The organism is Caulobacter flavus (assembly GCF_003722335.1).
Lineage (GTDB): Bacteria > Pseudomonadota > Alphaproteobacteria > Caulobacterales > Caulobacteraceae > Caulobacter > Caulobacter flavus.
The window spans coordinates 2,814,636-2,832,199 of record NZ_CP026100.1 but is presented as its reverse complement, the minus strand read 5'-3'; the positions used below and the strand labels follow the sequence as shown (position 1 = coordinate 2,832,199).

Genomic DNA, 17,564 nt, shown 5'->3' with positions numbered 1-17,564 from the left:
TTTATCGCTTGCGAGCCACCTTCCCGCCCCGCAATCTGACCAGCGATAACATAACAAGGGAGACGCCGATGGCCGCCGCGCAGACCTGGCCGCAGCCGCAGTTCGCCGACATCAACGGCTTGCGGATGGCCTATTACGAGGCCGGACCGCGCCAGGGCGTTCCCATCGTCTTCTCCCACGGCTTTCCCGAGCTGGCCTATTCGTGGCGACATCAGGTCGCAGCCCTCGCGCAGGCGGGCTACTGGGTGATCGCCCCCGACCAGCGCGGCTACGGCCTGACCGACAAGCCGGCGGCGGTGACCGACTACGACATGGAGCACCTGACCGGCGACCTCGTCGGCCTGCTCGACCACCTGGGCGTGGAGAAGGCGATCTTCTGCGGCCACGACTGGGGCGGCATCGTCGTCTGGGCCATGCCCCTGCTGCACCCCGATCGCGTGGCCGGGGTCATCGGGCTGAACACTCCGTTCGTGCCGCGCCTGCCGATCGATCCCATCGAGATGTTCAAGGCCGCCTATGGCCCGGACATGTACATCGTGCACTTCCAGACGCCCGGCGCGGCCGACGCCCTGTTCGCCCAGGACGTGGACAAGACCATGCGTTTCTTCATGCGCCTGCCCGGCGACAGCGTGGTCGGCTTCTCCTCGCGCCCGGCCGAGCGGCGCTCGCTGGCCCTGCAGACGGCGCTGGAGCACTACGATCCCAAGAGCGACGACAAGCAGTTCCTCAGCGACGCAGAACGGGCGGTCTATGTGGAGGCGTTCGGGAACGGCGGCTTCACCGGCCCGATCAACTGGTACCGCAACTTCACCCGCAACTGGGAACGCTCCGAACCCCTGCCCCGCCGCATCGACGGCATCCCCTGCCTGATGATCATGGCCGAGCACGACGTGGTGCTGCCGCCCAGCCTGGCCGACCGCATGGGCGACCAGATCGACGACCTGGAGAAGGTGCTGGTCGAAGGCAGCGGTCACTGGACCCAGCAGGAGAAGCCGGAAGCGGTGAACGCGGCGATCCTCGACTGGCTGAGCAGGCGGTTCGCCGCCTGACGCCGGGCTGGGGACGGGGTCAGTTGGGCTTACGCGTCATCCCGGCCGCAGGGCGTCGCCCTAGGGTCCGTACTCCATTGCGAGAACAATTCTGCTCGTCATCCCGGCCGAAGGGCCGCGTAGCGGACCGTAGAGCCGGGACCCAGGGGCCACCTGCATTGCGCCGCCCCCTAGGTCTCGGATAAGCGCTTCGCGCTTTCCGGGATGACGAGCGATAAGCGATCGACCACCGCCCCTAGGCGTTCAGAGCCCTCAGGGAGTAGCGCGAGACCACCGCCAGGGCACGAAGAAACTCGTCAAGCTCTGGTGGGCGACCGAGGTGGTGTCGGACGACTTCCCAACCGCTGATGAACGCATCGTCGAGACCTGGCGCCCTCAGGCTCTTGAAGAGTTCATTGCTAGCCACCGGGAGTTTTACGACGAGATCTTCGTTAAGTGGCGCACTCAGAGCGCTCAGTAGCGCGCTCCAATCATCTTCCCACACGTCGCGAGCGACCCGGCTCAGTTGCGCCATCACGGCGGAGGGCAGGCCGATCTCGCAGGCCAGGGCCAGCAGCACGGCCCAGTAGGCGGGGCCTTCGCCGCCGTCCTTCCTGAGGAAGTCTTCCAGCCGGTCGGCGTGGCTGATGCGGATCAGCCGGTAGACGTTGATCATCCGCTTGACCGCCCGGGGCGACTTGGCCGCCAGGACGCCCAGTTCCAGCAGCAGCTTGGTTTCGGCCTCGCCGAGGCTCACCCGCTCCAGGCGCACGGCGTCGAAATCCTCGGGGCGATCGGGCGAGGCGATCGTGAAGCCTTCGCGCCCGTCGATCCCGGCGGCCGGCTGCGGTTCGGTCGGCGTGGCCGGCGCGGGCGGCGGCGCGGCGGGCGGCGGATCGGCCTGATGCGCGCGGTCGGGCTCCAGCAGCGAGGCGGCGAACCGCTGATAGGCGCCGTAGGGCGACGCCGCCGACGGATCGCGCTCGGCGAGCGGGCGCACGTGCAGGGCCATCTGGAAGATCTTTTCCAGGTAGTCTTCCGGCGTCGCGCGGCCGGAAGCCGCCGCCTGGCCGTTGATGAACTGCTGGTGCTGGTCGTTCAGGGACTGGGCCAGCCACTTGGGATCGACGGCCACGACGACGACGAAGCAGTCGAAGGCCAGCAGCAGATGGATGGCCTCGAGTATGGCCACCACCTGCTTGGCGCTGCAGCGGTCCAGGTCGTCGATATAGATGACGATGCGATCGACCGCGTCGGGGTCGCTGGAGGCGGCCATCTCCCGTATCACGGCGGCCAGCTGTTCGAAGCAGCGGCGGACGATGTTGATCAGGCCGATCTGCTTGCGCACCAGCGCCAGGTCTTCGGACTCGCGCAGCAGGTACTTCAGCATCAGCCCGGGCGCGGCGGGCGCATTGGCCTCGTTGCGGAAGGTGTCGACGAAGGCCCGGCTGGCGGCGGCCTTCGACCGCGCCTGCACCAGATCCTCCCGCGCGCGGGCCAGCGCCGCCGCCGCCTCGCCTTCGGCCTTCGCCGCCTCCGCGCGCAGCTTGTCGCGCTCGCCCAGGTACTGCGACAGCAGCCTGACGCCCGAGGCCACATAGGGCGCGGCGAGCGAGATCGCGCCCACAAGGCTGGCCAGCCATGCATAGAAGACGCCGCCAAAGGGCGCCTGGGTGACCACCACGATCCCGGAAAGGACGAGGAAGGCGACGAAGGTGATGACGCCTCCCCACCGCATGAAGACGCCGGCCGAACGCCAGGTCAGCTTCAATCGCTCTCGCCAGACCGCGCCCAGCGCCTTCAGCGTTCCGGCCGCGCCCTTGACCCCATCGCCGTCCGGAGCCTCCAGCAGCGCTTCATGCAGCCGCTGCAGCGCCTCCTTCTTCTGCTTGTCCTTTTCCTTGTCGGCCTCGGGTTTGGGCTCGGCGGCGGCCAGAAGCGAGCCCAGCACTTCGACCACCGCCTGGCGGTCGGCCTTGGCCTTCTTTTTCCTGGCCTCCTCGAGCGTGGCCTCCAGCCGTCCGGCCGTCTGCTCGTGCTCGACCGCCTTGGCCGAGGCGGTGTTGAGCGCCGCCGCCTCCTGCGAGAGCCGGGCGGCGATGCCGCCCACCAGGTCGGCGCGCGGCTTGTCGCGCCAGCCGTCGATGCCGCCGGCGGCGAGCTGGTCGAACACCTCGGCGGTCAGGGCGGCCCACAGGTTCTCGCTGTCGGCGAAGGACCAGGCGCTGAACTCGATCTGGATGGCGTTGCGGACCCGGCCCAGCTCGCCCGCCTCGGAGGGCCGGGCGCGCTCGGCCTCGAGCTGCTGGCGGATCTCGGCCTGCAGGCGACGCACCAGGGTGGACTTGCCCGATCCCCAGGGACCAAAGACGCCCAGCGCCAGCGGCGGCCGGGCCGCCTTCAGCAGGATCACGTCGGCCAGGGCCCGGGCGTCGCGCGTGGAGTCGAGGGGGTCGCCGCCCGCCAGGTTCACCGTGTCGGACGAGTAGTCGGGCCTGATTTCGGTCGCCTTCAGCCGGACCTTCGGCGGCGTCTGGCGGATGGTCTCGATGATCGGCCGCCAGGCCTCGATGTCGTCGCCGTTGTAGCTGGGCAGGATCTCCGACATCGCGGCGGTCATACGCGATCGCAGTTCGCCATACTGTTCGAGGAAGCCTTGCGCCCTCAGCGCCGCATGGCCCGCCTGGGTCAGGAAGTAGGCGGCCGTAACGTGGCGGACGCCGATCTCGCGGTTGAGGCCGTTGGTGGCTTGGCGCAGCCTGGAGGCCTCGGCAAGAACCTCTACGGCGTCCCATTGGATGACGCCTTCAGCGGCCTCCTCGCGACGGGCGTGGGCGCGATCGACGATAGCGTTGAGCGCACTGCTGTCGATCTCGGCCGGCACGACGTCCTGGCGCAGGACGGAGTTCTGGAAGTAGGTCGACCAGCGGCTGAAGGTCGATCGCCGGCCAAGGATCTGGATCGCCACCAGCAGGGCCTGGGCGTCGATGACGTTGCGCAGGCCCGACGACGCGTCGGCGCCCGATCGACCGGATTGAAGGTCCAGCGCGATGAGAAGCGCGGCGGCGACGCTGCTGGCGACATAAGGGGCGCCGTCTCGATATCGCCACGCCAGCAGCGAGCCGAGCTGGATCGACTTGCCCCGCGCCGGCTCGATGGGATCGAAGGGCTCGTCGGGCTCGGGCGCACTGGGCCGCGCCGCCGTCTTCAAGTCGTCGGGTGCACCCGCCATAACCGCCCCTCCATCCCGGGCGGCATCATCGGTCCTCGACGCGCCGGCATCAACCCATGGCTGTGATCCTGGCGAACTCCCCGAAAACGCCCCATCGCCGGGCCGTGATCGGCCGGGATCCAACCGGTGGAAGCCGGAGAAAGCGGCGCTTTGAGGCGTCGCGAGCGGCGAACCCTCTTACACTTTGGACTGTCACGCTCTAGCGTCCGCGCCATGATCCGTCCCTCGCTCCTGGCCCTTTGCGCCTCTCTCGCCCTGGCTCATCCGGTGATGGCCGAAAAACTCACCCCCGAGCGCCTGTTCTCCGATCCGGACATCAACGGCCCGACCGCCAAGGGCGTGGCCCTGTCGCCGGACGGCAAGCGCGTGACCTACCTGAAGGCCAAGGCCGAGGCGGCCAACGTGCAGGACCTGTGGGCGGTCGACGTCAAGGGCGGCGAGCCCTACCGGCTGATCGACGCCAACGCCCTGTCGTCGGGCGACAAGGCGCTGTCGGAGGCCGAGCTGGCCCGCCGCGAGCGCGCCCGGGTGCTGGCCCGCGGCGTCGTCGAATACAGCTGGGACAGCGAGGGCCGCTTCGTGCTCGTGCCGCTGGACGGCGACCTCTATGTCGACAGCGTCGCCGACGGCAAGGTGACCCGCCTGACCCAGACCCCGGGCGACGAGGTCGACGCCAAGGTCTCGCCCAAGGGCAAGTTCGTCTCCTATGTGCGCGACCAGAACCTCTACATCCGTCCGCTGAGCGGCGGCGAGGAGACCGCGATCACGGCCGAGGGCAAGGGGGCCTTGTCGTTCGGCGTGGCCGAGTTCATCGCCCAGGAGGAAATGGACCGCGACACCGGCTACTGGTGGTCACCGGACGAGAGCCGCATCGCCTACACCCGGGTCGACGAGAGCGGCGTCGACGTCGTGCCGCGCGCCGACATCGGCCCGTCGGGCGCCACCGTGATCGACCAGCGCTATCCCCGCGCCGGCCGCCCGAACGCCGTCGTCGAGCTGTTCGTGCGCGACCTGGCCTCGGGCAAGGTGGTGCAGATCGACCTGGGCGCCGACAAGGACATCTACCTGGCCCGCGTGGCATGGTCGAAGGACGGCAAGACCCTCTACGTCCAGCGCCAGAGCCGCGACCAGAAGACCCTCGACCTGATCGCCTTCAGCCCGGCCAGCGGCCAGGGTAAAACGATCCTGACCGAGACCGACCCGCACTGGGTGGAGCTGCACGACGACTTCCGCCCGCTGGTGGACGGCTCGTTCCTGTGGTCGTCGGAGAAGTCGGGCAACAAGCACCTCTATCACTACGCCGCCGACGGCAAACTTCTCGCCCAGGTGACCAAGGGCGACTGGCCGGTCGACAAGGTCGAGGCGGTCGACGAGAAGCGCGGCCTGGTGTTCTTCGGCGCCTCGATCGACACGCCGATCGAGCGCCGCCTCTATTCGGCCTCGTACAAGAAGCCCGGCGCCCCGGTCGCCATGACCCCGGCCGGCGGCTGGTGGACGGCCAGGGTCGCCGCCACCGGCGCTTTCGTCGGTTCGTACTCGGATCCGAAGACCCCGCCGCAGACGGCGCTCTACGACCCGGCCGGCAAGCGCGTGCGCTGGATCGAGGAAAACAGGCTCGACGCCGCCCACCCCTACGGCGCCTATGCCGGCGACCACCTGGTTCCCGAGTACGGCGTGCTGAAGGCCGCCGACGGCCAGGCGCTGCACTACTCGCTGCTCAAGCCGGCCGGCTTCGACGCCAGCAAGAAGTACCCGGTGATCGTCTCGGTCTATGGCGGCCCGCACGCCCAGCGCGTGACCCGCTCGTGGAACGTCAACGACGAGGCCTTCGCCAACGCCGGCTACGTGGTGTTCAAGCTCGACAACCGCGGCTCGTCCAATCGCTCGACGGCGTTCAAGACGGCGCTGGACCGCCGCATGGGCACGGTCGAGGTCGAGGACCAGTTCGTCGGCGCGGCCTTCCTGAAGACCCTTCCTTACGTCGATCCCGAGCGCCTGGGCGTGATGGGCTGGTCGTACGGCGGCTTCATGACCCTGATGATGCTGACCGCCGAGGGCACGCCCTTCAAGGCCGGCGTCTCGGGCGCGCCGCCGACGGAGTGGGGTCTCTACGACACCCACTATACCGAGCAGTTCATGGGCAAGCCGGACGAGAACAAGGCCGGCTACGCGGCCTCGGACTTCCTGAACCGCATGGACAAGCTCAAGCCCGGCAGCCTGATGCTGATCCACGGCATGGCCGACGACAACGTGATCTTCGAGAACAGCACCCGCGTGCTGGCGGCGCTGCAGAAGAAGGGGATCGCCTTCGAGACCATGCTCTACCCCGGCGAGCGCCACAGCGTGATCCGCAGCCGAACCAAGGGCCTGCACGTGATGAAGACGCACCTCGACTTCTTCGACCGCAAGCTCAAGGGCGAGTGATCAGACAGCGGCCCCGACCTCCTGGTCGGGGCCGTTTTCGTGTGTGAAAGAGGATGGCGGCATGGGGATCAAGCGTCTGTTGCTGCTCGGCGGAACAGCCCTGTTGCTGGCCGGCCAGGCCCAGGCCGCGCCGGAAGGCGCCGCGACCGCCGAAGCCGCCGTGATCGACTGGATGGCGCGCCATCACCGCTTCAACACCCAGCTGAACGCGGTGATCGCCGTCAATCCCGACGCCCTGAAAATCGCCCGCGCCCTCGACGCCGAGCGCAAGGCGGGCAATGTGCGCGGACCGCTGCACGGGCTGCCGGTCCTGATCAAGGACAACATCGAGACCGCCGACCCAATGGCCACCACCGCTGGCTCGCTGGCGCTGAAGGACAACATCACCGGGCGTGACGCCCCGCTGGTCGCCCGGCTGAGGGCGGCGGGCGTGGTGGTGCTGGGCAAGGCCAACCTGTCGGAATGGGCCAACATCCGCTCGTCGCGCTCGACCAGCGGCTGGAGCGCGGTCGGCGGCCTGACCCGCAATCCCTACGCCCTAGACCGCAGCGCCTGCGGCTCGTCCAGCGGCTCGGCTGCCGCCGTGGCGGCGGGGCTGGCGCCGGCGGCGATCGGCACCGAGACCGACGGCTCGATCACCTGTCCGGCGGCGATGAACGGCCTGGTCGGCCTCAAGCCGACGGTGGGCCTGGTTTCGCGCACCCACGTCGTGCCGATCAGCCACAGCCAGGACACCGCCGGCCCGATGACCGCCACGGTGCGCGACGCGGCCCTGCTGCTGACCGCCATGGCCGGCTCGGACGCCGCCGATCCGGCGACGGCGGAGGCCGACGCCCGCAAGGCCGACTACGCCGCGGGCCTGTCGAAGACCGCGTTGAAGGGCGTCACCCTGGCCGTGGCGCGGTTCTATACGGGCGACTCGCCGAAGACCGACGCGGTGTTCGAACAGGCGCTGAAGGACCTGGCGGCCCAGGGCGCGACCCTGGTCGAGGTGAAGGCCTTCGACGAAGGTCCGGTCGGCCGCGCCGAGGGCGTGGTGCTGTTCACCGAGTTCAAGGCCGACATCGCCGCCTACCTCGCCTCGACCGATCCGGCCAAGGTGAAACCGCGTACTCTGGCCGACTTGATCGCCTTCAACGCCGCCACGCCCGAGGAACTGCGCTGGTTCGGCCAGGAGACCTTCGAGAAGGCGCAGGCGACCAAGGGCCTGGACGACCCCGACTACCTGACGGCCAGGGCCGACGCCAAGAGGCTGGCCGGGCCGGAGGGCATCGACCGGATCCTCGAGGAGACCGGCGCGATCGCCATCGTCGCTCCGACCACGGGACCGGCCTGGACCATCGACCTGATCAACGGCGACCACTACGGCGGCTCGGCCACCACCCTGCCCGCCGTGGCCGGCTATCCGCACCTGACCGTGCCGATGGGCCAGGTCGAAGGACTGCCGGTGGGCCTGTCGTTCATCGGCCCGGCCTGGAGCGAGGCGCGGCTGCTGAGCCTGGGCTACGCCTACGAGCAGGCGACGATGCGCAGAAGGCCGCCGGAGCTCAGGGCGCGGTGACGATGCCAGGTCAGCGACGCTAGTCTTCGTCCTCGGGCGCCTCGAGATCGGCGGCGTCGAAGTCGTAGTCCAGGAGGTCGCCCGGCGCGCAGCCGAGGGCGGCGCACAGCCGGGCCAGGGTGCGGAAACGGATCCCCCTCACCTTGCCCGAGCGGAACAGCGACAGCTGGGTCTCGCTGAGACCCACCTGCTGGGCCAGGTCGCGGGCCTTGAGGCCCTTGGCGACGATGAGGGCGTCCAATGTGACGCGAACCGGCATCAAATCATCTCGTCGAGTTCGGCCTGCGCCGCCAGGGCCCGGTCCATGATCCGGCCCAGCAGGAACAGCGCGCCGCCGATCATCCCCAAGGTCATGCCGGCCACATCGAAGCGGACATAGCCGACCGTCTGCCCGCCCGCCAGCCGCGTAAGGCCCGCGACCACGAAGACGCCGAGCACCCCGCCCATGCCCAGAGAAACGCCGACCCGGCGCAAGACCGAAGGCAGCGCGGCCTGGACCAGCCGTCCCTTCGCGATCTCGCCCAGCGCTGCGCCGATCGACCAGACGCCGTAAAGGTAGCAGAGCGCCGGCAGGTTCGCGATGACGCCGTGCAGCTTGTAGCCGCGCGGCAGCACCAGCGGCGTGATCGCGACGACCGCGCCCACCGCGACGACCATGAACACGGCCAACCAGCGAAACTGGCTGCACCGCCCCTGGAACGTCCTGCTGTCCTTCGCGCTCATGGCCCCTCCGCCTCCGCTTCATCTTTAAGCTTGACTTAAACTAACGCGCTTTTCATTTATGTCTAACTTAAATTATTCAACCTAAGGGAACGGTTCAGCGACATGTCCGCCGCTATCGAGACACGAGGCCTGACCCGCCGATTCGGCGCCCGTCTGGCGGTCGACGCACTGTCCATGACCGTGCCCGAGCAGGCCGTTTACGGCTTCCTGGGCCGCAACGGCGCGGGCAAGACCACCACGCTGAAGATGGTGCTGGGCCTGATCCGCCCGACCAGTGGCGCGGTTCGCGTCTGCGGCCTGGACGTGGCCCGCGACCGGATCGGCGCGGCCCGCAAGATCGGCGCGCTCCTGGAGGCGCACGGCTTCTATGGCGGCCTGTCGGGAGCCGAGAACCTGGGTCTGACCGCGCGTCTGCTGGGCCTGCCGACGACCGAGGTCGAGCGCGTGCTGGAGGTGGTCGAGATGCGCGCAGACGCCCGCCGCGCGGTCGGCGGCTACTCGCTGGGCATGCGCCAGCGGCTGGGCCTGGCCCGCGCCATGCTGGGCGCGCCGCCGGTTCTGGTGCTGGACGAGCCGACCAACGGCCTGGACCCCGACGGCATCGCCGACATGCGCCAGTTCCTGAAAAGCCTGCCCCAGCGCACCGGCGCGACGGTGCTGCTGTCGAGCCACCTCCTGAGCGAGATCGAACAGATCGCCACCCATGTCGGCGTGGTCAAGGACGGCCGCCTGGTGCTGGAGGGCGAGCTGGCGCGACTGAAGGCCGGGCTGGCGCCCGAGATCCTGCTGCGCACCAGCGACGACGCCAGAGCGGCCCAACTGCTGGCCGGAAGCGGTCTGACGTCCGTCGCCACCAAGGCCGGCCAGGTCGTCGCTCTGCGTCCCGGCGATGACGCCGATCAGGTCAGCGCCGCCCTGAACCGGATCCTGGTCCAGGCCGATCTGGCGGTGTTCGCCATCGGCCCGCGCGACCGCTCGCTGGAAGACATCTATCGCCAGGTGGCGGTTTCCCCCCAACGCCAGCCCGAGGCCGCCTGATGCTCGCCGTCCTGTCCGTCGAACTGCGCAAGCTGATCCGCTCGCAGACCGTGCTCCTGGCCCTGGCCGGGCCGTCGCTGATCACGCTGCTGACTTTTTTCATCGTGCTGAAGGGCCGCCGCGCCGTCCCGTGGGACCGGGTTCTGGACAGCGCCGCCAGCGCCTGGGCCGTCTTCCTGCTGCCAATGAGCGTGACCGCCCTTGCCGCCCTGGTCGCCCATATGGAGCATGCCCCGCGCGCCTGGGACCACTTGCGGTCCCTGCCTGTTCCACGTTGGCGGATCTACGCCGCCAAGGCCTTCTGGGTCCTCGTCCTGGTCGCGGCCATGACCGGCCTGAACCTGCTGCTGGCGTCAGCATCGGCAACGGCGGTCGGCGCGATCCGACCCGACCGGGCTCCGACGGGCACGCCGGACCTCGCCAAGGTGCTGCTACTCAACGCCAAGATCGTGGCCGCCGCCGTGCTGATGATCGCGATCCAACTGTGGACCGCCCTGCGCTACGCCAGCTTCGTCCCGGCCCTGACGCTGGGGATCGGCGGCACCTTCTTCGCGATCATGACGACCCGCGCCAAGGCCGGCGTGTTCTTCCCCTGGCTGATGCCCTTCAACACGTTCGCCCGGGAGGCGTGGCGCGCCGAGGCGGCCTTGGCCCTGGGCGCCGGCCTGGGCTTGGCGGCGCTGGCCCTGGCGGTGGCGCACCTGGCGCGGCGGGAGGTCGTCTAGGGCGGCGAGCGAGAAGAGACGCCCTCCCGCGTCAAACCTTCGGCCGGATCACGTCGATCGGCGGCGGGGGCGGCGTCACCTGGGAGGGGTGCGGCGGCGGAGGCGGGCGGTGGCCGTGCGGGGTCGTGCAGGCGGCCAGGACGGTGGTCGCCAGGCCCATGAGCGCAAGGCGGCTCAGCATCCGCGCGCGCCAGGGAAGACGCCCAGGCTGCCGCGGAAGCAGCGGTGCTCGCCGCGCGGATCCCAGTACTCGGTCGTGCCGTCCGAACGCTTGATGGCCCAGCGCTCGCCCGTCTGGCCGTCACGGCCGACCACGGCGATGTCGCCCGGCCCGCGCGAGGTGACCGCGTAGCCGTCGCCCGTCAGGGCGTCCGAAGCGCAGGCCTCGGTGACGCCCGGCCGCGAGAGGTCGCCGCTGAGGCCGGCCGACGAGCCGGTGCGCTGGTTGAAGGCCGAAACCTCGGTCCCGCCCTGGCCGCTGACGAACACCTGGGTGCCGCTGGCGCGGTCGTAGGTCATGACGTCGGGCGCCTGGCCGGTCAGGGGCGCGCCGCAGGGAACGCGGCCGGTCGGGCCGGGACGCTTGGCCGGGCCGGGCTGGGCGTGCGCCAGGCCGGCGGCGGCGAGCGCCAGCACCAGGGCGCTGGCGGCGAACGAGCGGATCATCGCGGACCTCCTTGCTGGCCGATGGACGAGGGCCCGACCGGACCGCCGGCGGCCGCCGAGGCGTCGTAGGGATCGGCGCCGCCAGCCAGGGCGCTGGCCGGCGGCCCCGACAGCACGGCCACCGCGCCGGTCGGCCAGTAGCTGTCGTAGTCGACGCGGGCCCGGTCGCGCGGCGTGCGAAAAAGCTCCGGCGCCTCGAACCACGGGCGGCAGGTCAGCGCGCCGTCGAAATAGCCGGTGACCAGCGCCTCGCAGCCGCCAGGGCGGGCGAACACGCGGTTGTCGCGGGCGCGGATCTGCGCGCCGCTGTCGGCGAACAGGCCGGCCCGCATCACCCCGGCGATGGCGTTGTCTGAGGCGTAGACCACGCCCGAGGCGGCATAGATCCCCACGTCGGCGGCTTCGAGCCGGCCGTCCAGCACGCGCAGGTCGGCGCCTTCCAGCACCACCGCCCAGTCGCTGTCGCGGACCACGGGACGCTGCAGGGTGGTCTCGCCGCCGCTGACGTAGATCCCGCGCGAGAAGCCGTCGGTGGACAGGCCGTCGATCTGGACCAACTGGTCGCGATTGACCCCGGTCAGCACGAAGCCGGCCGAGTTGCGGGTGCGCGACGAGCCGCTCCAGTCGCCCAGGCGGACCACGCGGATATCGCGCAGGCGGCTGTCGCGGCCGGTCTCGACGGCCATGCCGATGGCGGTGGCGGCCACGTCGACATCCTGGGCCTGCAGGCTGCCTGACAGCTTGACCACCGGCGCGCGGGTGCGGCCGACGAACGCCGTCTGGATCATCTCCACCCGGCTGTCGGCGACGTCGACGGCCGAGCCCTCGCCGTCGTAGCGCACCACCACGCCCTTGAGGGCCAGCTCGGTGGCGCGGCCGACGACGCACGAGGCGGTTCCGCCGCGCGAGGACTCCAGGCCCAGGTTCTCGAGCACCACGAAGGCCACGCCCGGCGCGATGCGGACGCAGGGCTGATCGGCCGGCGCCAGCAGGATCGGCCGGGTGCGCGAGGGGCTGTAGTCGCGGGCGGTGATCACCACCGAGCGGGTGACGTTCAGCGTGTCGACGCAGGCCCCGCCGTTGCGCGAGACGAGGGTCAGGGTGTCGCCGTCGTAGAGGCGCGACAGCACGTCATTGACCTCGCCCGGATAGGCGACGTCGCAATCCACCACCGTGCGGTAGGGCGCGTAGCCGCCGCCGGGATGATAGGGTCGGCGCGGCGGCTTGCGCTTGACCGGCCGGCGCGCGCCGCAGCCCTTCGACAGGTTGGGTTCGAGCAGCAGGCCGAAACAGGGGCGGATCTGCTGGTCGATGCGTGCGTCCGGCGAGGCCAGGGCGACCTGCGGGGCCGCGCCTCCCAGGCCCAGGGCGACGAGGGCCGCCGCGAAGAGGGCGAGGCGCTTCATCGATAGTCCCTTTCTGCATCGGCTCGGGCGGCGTCGCTTCGGGCGGCGTTGACGGGAATGGCGTCCGCCGGGCCGGCATTGGCAGGGGCCACGTAGGCGCGGGCCGCATAGGGCTGGGGCCGCTCGCCCGGGCCGCGCGGCGGGCGCGAGACCTGGGCCAGCAGCTGCTGCAGCCGCCAGGCCGACGGCTTGAAGCCGGCCAGGGCGCTGTCCAGTTGGTAGACCACCGCCTTGGCCCGGTCCTGGTCGGCCACGCCCTGCAGGCCCAGCGAGAAGAAGGTCGACATGGCGTACTTGGCCTCGGGCGAGCCCTGGCGCTCGGCCTCCTCGTACCAGTGGTAGGCGCGGGCGTAGTCGCGCGGCACGCCCACGCCTTCGGAGTACATCACCGCCAAAACGAGCTGGGCCTTGGACGAGCCGTTGACGGCGGCGTACTGCACCGCCCTCACCTTCTCGATCGGCGTCAGGCGGCCGGTCGTCGGTCGGCCGATCGAGGCCTGGAAGGTCTGGGCGTCGTTGAGGCTGAGCAACCGCTCGTCGAGCAGCGGCGCGGGGATGATCCGCAGGTACGACAACGCCTCGCCCACGTGCACGAACGGCAGCTCGTGCAGGCGGGCCAGCGCCGCCTCCTTGGCCTCGCCGGCCGGATCGCTCTCGTCGGAATGGGGCACGCCGGAATCCGGCGAGTCCGGCGGATAGAATTCGTAGGGCGGTATCCAGCGCTTGGCCTTGCCCTCGACGAAGCCGCCGTACGAGGCCCGCTGCGGCGAGGAGCGCTCGAAGTCCTTCAGCATCACATAGGCCGAGACGTCGCCCGTCTGCACCGCCAGGTAATTGTAGAGATAGGCGTCGATGTCGTTGCGCCGGAAGAGATCCAGCGCCGCCGGCGCGCCCACATGTCGGCGGTCGCCATAGGCCTCGACGGCCTGCAGGTTGTCGGACGGCTCGCCATAGGGTCCGAAATAGCCGTCGTGCATCCGCGCCAGGGTGCGGTAGCCGTCGGCCCCCTGCGTCGACAGGATGTAGATCACCCGGTTGCGGACCTGCTCGCGCTCCTCGGTCGACATCCGCGACAGCTGGCGGTCGAGCGCGCCGTAGGCGGCGTGGCGCTCGTAGGCGCGGCAGTCGTCGAAGCGCGAGACGGCCTTGCCCGGCTTGCCGCGCGGCTCGTAGGCGGCGATCGGCGCGTAGCCGGACGGATTGGCCAGGGCCATGGCGTACCATGCGGCCGCCTCGACCGGATCGTCGAGGTTCTTGTCGCTGCTGCGCTGGGCCTCGTAGCGGCGGGCCAGCTCCAGCTGAGCGAAGAAGTCGCCGCGAAAGCCGCCCTGGCGCAGGTTGCGGATCTCGATCTGCTGCTGGTTGAACTGGCCCGAGGCCCCTTGCGCCGCCTGCGGGCGCGGACAGGCGCTGGCCCGCTTGGCGAACAGCTGCGGCGCGGAGAAGTCGCAGCCGAACAGCGGCAGCACGGCGACCGCCGCCACCGCGCCAAGCGGAATGCGGCGGATCACCCGGCGCCTGTTTTCGAGGAGATGGACGCCCGCGCGCCTCAGCCTGCGGAGGAGCGCAACAGCATCGCCGGCCTTGTGCATCGCTCCCCCTCCAGCACGCCGTTAACCATGATCGGAAGCCCGTTCATGAGCCGCCGGAAGCGAGACTGTCAAGCTCGCCGACCAGCGTTCATCAACTCTTGTTGGACGTGCCTGAAATGGAACGGGTTTTGGTGGGATGAAACGCGGAAGTCCGTGTATTTTCACGGTTTATAGCTCAGCCGCGCTCCTTGCGGACCCGCGCGACAGCCCTCAGCACATCGTCCCGATTCTTCGCCGACTTGGCCCACGCCGGCAGTCGCGAAACGATGGTCTGGTTGCGGGGGCCCGCGGGATCGACGGGCAGTTGCTCCACCCTGACGCGGCCCGACAGGTAAGTCTCGAGATAGTCGAGGTGCTCCTCGTTCCAGGCCACAAGATCGCCGTGACGGGTCGCCGCGCGGAAGCGCGGCGCCAGGCCCATGAACGGGTCGATCGACGCCCCGTTCGGCGTTTGCGGCTTCTCGCGCATCGCCCCGCAATCGCGGCAGACCATCCGGCGCGCGGCGAAAGCCCGCACGTCGGACAGGTCGCACGGCAGGATGACCGCATACCCGCCGCACGCGGGGCAATCGACGACCAGCCGGCCCAGAAAGTCGTCGGGCAGGCGGGCGGGAACCACCGAACGTCCGTCGCTGCCCGCCATTCCCGCCCCTGTGTCGGCCTCACCTACCTGTCGGCATATCCTTGAACGGCACGTCCTTGTCGACCCGAACGTCGCCGGGCAGGCCCAGCACCCGTTCGGCGATGATGTTCTTGAGGATCTCGTCGGTGCCCCCGGCGATGCGCAGGCCCGGGGCCCACATCAGGCTCTGCTGGAAGGCCGCGCCGGCGGCGGCTTCGGGGCCGCTCAGGATCCCGTACTCGCCCTGCATCTCGACGGCGGTGTTGGCCAGATCCTGCAGCTGGTTGGCCGAGATGATCTTGCCGATCGAGCTTTCCGGCCCCGGCGTCTGGCTGCGCGACAGGGCGGTCATGGTGCGGAAGCGGGTGAACTTCAGGCCCTGCGAGGCCACGAACCAGTCGGCCAGCTTCTCGCGGAAGGCGTCGTTGGAGAGGGCCGGACCGTCCTCGCCCGGCAAAGCACGGGCCAGCTCCATCACCTCGCGGTAGTTGGGACCGGCCGAGCCGCCGACGGCCAGGCGCTCGTTCATCAGCGTGACCAGGGCCACCTGCCAGCCCTGCCCCACTTCGCCCAGGCGCTGGCTGTCCTTGACCCGCAGGTCGCTGAAATAGACCTCGTTGAACTCGCGCCCGCCCGACATCTGGTGGATCGGCCGGCACTCGACCGCCGGATCGCGCATGTCGATCCAGAACATGGTCAGGCCCTTGTGCTTGGGCACGTCGGGGTCGGTGCGAGTCAGGAGGATGCCGAAGTCGCTGTAGTGGGCGCCGGTGGTCCAGACCTTCTGGCCGTTGATCACCCAGTCGTCGCCGTCCTTGACCGCGCGGGTGCGCAGGGCCGCGACGTCGGAACCGCCGGCCGGCTCGGAGAACAGCTGGCACCAGATCTCCTCGCCCTTCACGGCGGGCGAGACGAAGCGCTTCTTGGTGTCGGTGTCGGAAAACGCCATGACCGTCGGCACGCACATGCCAAGGCCGATGGTGAAGTAGCCGTAGGCGACGCCGGCCTTGCCCTCTTCCTGGCCGAAGATCACAGACTCGATCGGCGTGCCGCCCCCGCCGCCCACGGCGGCGGGCCAAGTGATGCAGGCGTAGCCGGCGGCGGCCTTGCGGGCCTGCCAGGCCTTGGCGGCGGCCATGTGCTCGGGCGTGTTGGGCTTAGGCTCGCCATGCTCGGCCCGATGGGCGGCGGCGGCCTCTTCCAGCCACGCGCGGGCCTTCTCGCGATAAGCGGCTTCGGCGGGGGAGTCGTTGAAGTCCATTCCATCAATCTCCGTCATCCCGGACGACCTGAAAGGTCGATCCGGGACCCAGGGCCGGCGCACTGCGGCTGCTCCAGGGTCCCGGCTCTCCGCTTCGCTCCGGCCGGGATGACGAAGAAAGGCGGAGGTGAAAGGCGGGAGCAAACGCTAGGCCGCGTTCTTCTTCTCGAGCTCGCTGACCAGCCGCTCTTTCCAGAGCCGGGGCGAGCCGGCGACCAGGGAGAGCTGCCGCGAGCGGCGGTAGTAGAGGTGGCAGTCCACCTCCCAGGTGAAGCCCATGCCGCCGTGCACCTGGACGCTTTCCTTGCTGGCGAACCAGAAGGCCTCGGAGGCGGCGATGCGGGCGGCCGCGGCGGCCGTGGGCAGTTCCGGAGCGTCGTCGTTGAGGGCCCAGGCGCCGTAATAGGCGTTGGAGCGGGCGACCTCGTTCTTGACGTACATGTCGGCCAGCTTGTGCTTGACGGCCTGGTAGCCGGCGATCACCCGCCCGAAGGCGTAGCGGCCCAGGGCATATTCCTTGGCCATCTCCAGGCAGCGGTCGGCGCCGCCCAACTGCTCGAAGGCCAGCAGCACGGCGGCGCGGTCGAGGATCGACTGCACGAGATCGAAGCCCTCGCCCGCCGCGCCCAGCCGCTCGGCGGCCGCGCCTTCGAAGGTCAGGCGGGCCACGCCCCGGGTGGGGTCCAGGCTTTCCAGCGTCTCGCGCGTCACGCCCTCGCCGGTCAGGTCGACCAGGAACAGGCCGGGCTTGCCGTTCTCGGCGGCCAGAACGATGGCGGTGTGGGCGACGTCGCCGTCGGTGACGGGGATCTTCACGCCGGAGAGCTTGCCGCCGTCGACGCGGGCCGACAGGGTCGAGGGGGTCAGCACGCCGGGCCCCTCGCTGACGGCCAGGCAGCCGATCAGTTCGCCAGCGGCCACGCGGGGCAGGATGGCGGCCTTCTGGGCGTCGGTCCCGTGGGCCATCAGCGCCTCGGCCAGGACGTAGACGGTGGAGGCGAAGGGGATCGGCGCGACGGCGCGGCCCAGCTCCTCGGCGATGGCGCACAGCTCGACGCGGCCAAGGCCCAGGCCGCCGTGCTCCTCGGGAATGGCCGCGCCCAGCCAGCCCTGTTCGGCCACGGCGGCCCACAGGGGGGCGTCGTAGCTCTTGGCCGGATCGTCGAGCACGCCGCGCACCACGGCGGGCGGACAGCGGCCGCCAAGGAACTTGCGAGCCTCGTCCTTGAGGAACTTCTGGTCGTCGGAATAGTCGAAATCCACGGCCGTTTCTCTCCCTTGGCCGT

15 protein-coding genes and 1 pseudogene are annotated in these 17,564 nt (G+C 70.1%); 5 read left to right on the top strand and 11 right to left on the bottom strand.

The features are described 5' to 3' along the window. Positions 1–68 precede the first annotated feature (68 nt). Positions 69–1,049, top strand: a complete 981-nt coding sequence (locus tag C1707_RS13000; protein ID WP_101715147.1) for an alpha/beta fold hydrolase — start codon at positions 69–71, stop codon at positions 1,047–1,049. A gap of 235 nt (positions 1,050–1,284) precedes the next feature. On the opposite strand, the gene C1707_RS12995 is transcribed toward C1707_RS13000, so the two are convergent. Next, positions 1,285–4,260 carry a P-loop NTPase fold protein gene (locus C1707_RS12995; protein ID WP_145998480.1) on the bottom strand — a complete coding sequence of 992 codons (2,976 nt, stop codon included), beginning with the start codon at positions 4,258–4,260 and terminating at the stop codon, positions 1,285–1,287. Positions 4,261–4,473: 213 nt separating this feature from the next. Here C1707_RS12995 and C1707_RS12990 point away from each other — a divergent pair, with 213 nt between their 5' ends. Continuing rightward, a complete protein-coding gene (locus C1707_RS12990) occupies positions 4,474–6,684 on the top strand; it encodes a S9 family peptidase (protein ID WP_101715149.1) in 2,211 nt (736 codons plus the stop codon). 61 nt (positions 6,685–6,745) lie between these two features. After that, entirely contained in the window at positions 6,746–8,245 is a 1,500-nt protein-coding gene (locus C1707_RS12985; protein ID WP_101715150.1) for an amidase, read from the top strand. A 19-nt stretch (positions 8,246–8,264) separates the two neighbouring features. Here C1707_RS12985 and C1707_RS12980 read toward each other — a convergent pair whose 3' ends face one another. Continuing rightward, the gene (locus tag C1707_RS12980) at positions 8,265–8,504 is read right to left on the bottom strand and encodes a helix-turn-helix domain-containing protein (protein ID WP_101715151.1); all 240 of its coding nucleotides are present in this window, start codon (positions 8,502–8,504) and stop codon (positions 8,265–8,267) included. Further along, positions 8,504–8,968, bottom strand: coding sequence for a DUF2975 domain-containing protein (locus C1707_RS12975; RefSeq protein ID WP_101715152.1), 465 nt, complete (start codon positions 8,966–8,968; stop codon positions 8,504–8,506). The genes C1707_RS12980 and C1707_RS12975 overlap by 1 nt, the downstream gene beginning before the upstream one ends. Before the next feature lie 102 nt (positions 8,969–9,070). Here C1707_RS12975 and C1707_RS12970 point away from each other — a divergent pair, with 102 nt between their 5' ends. Both C1707_RS12970 and C1707_RS12965 read left to right on the top strand, forming a co-directional pair. Next, entirely contained in the window at positions 9,071–10,006 is a 936-nt protein-coding gene (locus C1707_RS12970; protein WP_101715153.1) for an ATP-binding cassette domain-containing protein, read from the top strand. Further along, positions 10,006–10,731, top strand: a complete 726-nt coding sequence (locus C1707_RS12965; protein ID WP_101715154.1) for an ABC transporter permease — start codon at positions 10,006–10,008, stop codon at positions 10,729–10,731. Before C1707_RS12970 ends, C1707_RS12965 begins: the two co-directional genes overlap by 1 nt. 31 nt (positions 10,732–10,762) lie before the next feature. Here C1707_RS12965 and C1707_RS26145 read toward each other — a convergent pair whose 3' ends face one another. The 8 genes and pseudogenes from C1707_RS26145 to C1707_RS12935 form a co-directional block, all read right to left on the bottom strand. Then, positions 10,763–10,912, bottom strand: a complete 150-nt coding sequence (locus C1707_RS26145) for a hypothetical protein (RefSeq protein ID WP_164467341.1) — start codon at positions 10,910–10,912, stop codon at positions 10,763–10,765. Next, positions 10,906–11,397, bottom strand: coding sequence for a hypothetical protein (locus C1707_RS12960; protein WP_101715155.1), 492 nt, complete (start codon positions 11,395–11,397; stop codon positions 10,906–10,908). The genes C1707_RS26145 and C1707_RS12960 overlap by 7 nt, the downstream gene beginning before the upstream one ends. Then, positions 11,394–12,803, bottom strand: a complete 1,410-nt coding sequence (locus C1707_RS12955) for a hypothetical protein (protein ID WP_101715156.1) — start codon at positions 12,801–12,803, stop codon at positions 11,394–11,396. The genes C1707_RS12960 and C1707_RS12955 overlap by 4 nt, the downstream gene beginning before the upstream one ends. Continuing rightward, positions 12,800–14,395 (bottom strand): tetratricopeptide repeat protein, encoded by a 1,596-nt coding sequence (locus C1707_RS12950; protein WP_101715157.1) that lies wholly within the window; start codon positions 14,393–14,395, stop codon positions 12,800–12,802. Before C1707_RS12950 ends, C1707_RS12955 begins: the two co-directional genes overlap by 4 nt. Positions 14,396–14,570: 175 nt before the next feature. After that, a complete protein-coding gene (locus C1707_RS12945; protein ID WP_101715158.1) occupies positions 14,571–15,038 on the bottom strand; it encodes a hypothetical protein in 468 nt (155 codons plus the stop codon). 19 nt (positions 15,039–15,057) lie between these two features. Further along, positions 15,058–16,278: an acyl-CoA dehydrogenase family protein gene (locus C1707_RS12940; RefSeq protein WP_101715159.1), complete on the bottom strand. Its 1,221-nt coding sequence runs from the start codon at positions 16,276–16,278 to the stop codon at positions 15,058–15,060. A 4-nt stretch (positions 16,279–16,282) separates the two neighbouring features. Continuing rightward, a pseudogene (locus C1707_RS27170) lies at positions 16,283–16,389 on the bottom strand (hypothetical protein); the annotation flags it as partial. Between the two features lie 36 nt (positions 16,390–16,425). Then, positions 16,426–17,541, bottom strand: a complete 1,116-nt coding sequence (locus tag C1707_RS12935) for an acyl-CoA dehydrogenase family protein (protein ID WP_101715160.1) — start codon at positions 17,539–17,541, stop codon at positions 16,426–16,428. Positions 17,542–17,564: the final 23 nt, after the last annotated feature.

Excerpts from the sequence above, each read along its gene's own strand:
- C1707_RS12980 (WP_101715151.1), bottom strand. The coding sequence starts at position 8,504 with ATGCCGGTTCGCGTCACATTGGACGCCCTCATCGTCGCCAAGGGCCTC.
- C1707_RS12940 (WP_101715159.1), bottom strand. The coding sequence starts at position 16,278 with ATGGACTTCAACGACTCCCCCGCCGAAGCCGCTTATCGCGAGAAGGCC.
- C1707_RS12950 (WP_101715157.1), bottom strand. The coding sequence starts at position 14,395 with ATGCACAAGGCCGGCGATGCTGTTGCGCTCCTCCGCAGGCTGAGGCGC.
- C1707_RS12985 (WP_101715150.1), top strand. The coding sequence starts at position 6,746 with ATGGGGATCAAGCGTCTGTTGCTGCTCGGCGGAACAGCCCTGTTGCTG.
- C1707_RS12960 (WP_101715155.1), bottom strand. The coding sequence starts at position 11,397 with ATGATCCGCTCGTTCGCCGCCAGCGCCCTGGTGCTGGCGCTCGCCGCC.
- C1707_RS13000 (WP_101715147.1), top strand. The coding sequence starts at position 69 with ATGGCCGCCGCGCAGACCTGGCCGCAGCCGCAGTTCGCCGACATCAAC.
- C1707_RS26145 (WP_164467341.1), bottom strand. The coding sequence starts at position 10,912 with ATGCTGAGCCGCCTTGCGCTCATGGGCCTGGCGACCACCGTCCTGGCC.
- C1707_RS12955 (WP_101715156.1), bottom strand. The coding sequence starts at position 12,803 with ATGAAGCGCCTCGCCCTCTTCGCGGCGGCCCTCGTCGCCCTGGGCCTG.
- C1707_RS12945 (WP_101715158.1), bottom strand. The coding sequence starts at position 15,038 with ATGGCGGGCAGCGACGGACGTTCGGTGGTTCCCGCCCGCCTGCCCGAC.
- C1707_RS12965 (WP_101715154.1), top strand. The coding sequence starts at position 10,006 with ATGCTCGCCGTCCTGTCCGTCGAACTGCGCAAGCTGATCCGCTCGCAG.
- C1707_RS12995 (WP_145998480.1), bottom strand. The coding sequence starts at position 4,260 with ATGGCGGGTGCACCCGACGACTTGAAGACGGCGGCGCGGCCCAGTGCG.
- C1707_RS12975 (WP_101715152.1), bottom strand. The coding sequence starts at position 8,968 with ATGAGCGCGAAGGACAGCAGGACGTTCCAGGGGCGGTGCAGCCAGTTT.
- C1707_RS12990 (WP_101715149.1), top strand. The coding sequence starts at position 4,474 with ATGATCCGTCCCTCGCTCCTGGCCCTTTGCGCCTCTCTCGCCCTGGCT.
- C1707_RS12970 (WP_101715153.1), top strand. The coding sequence starts at position 9,071 with ATGTCCGCCGCTATCGAGACACGAGGCCTGACCCGCCGATTCGGCGCC.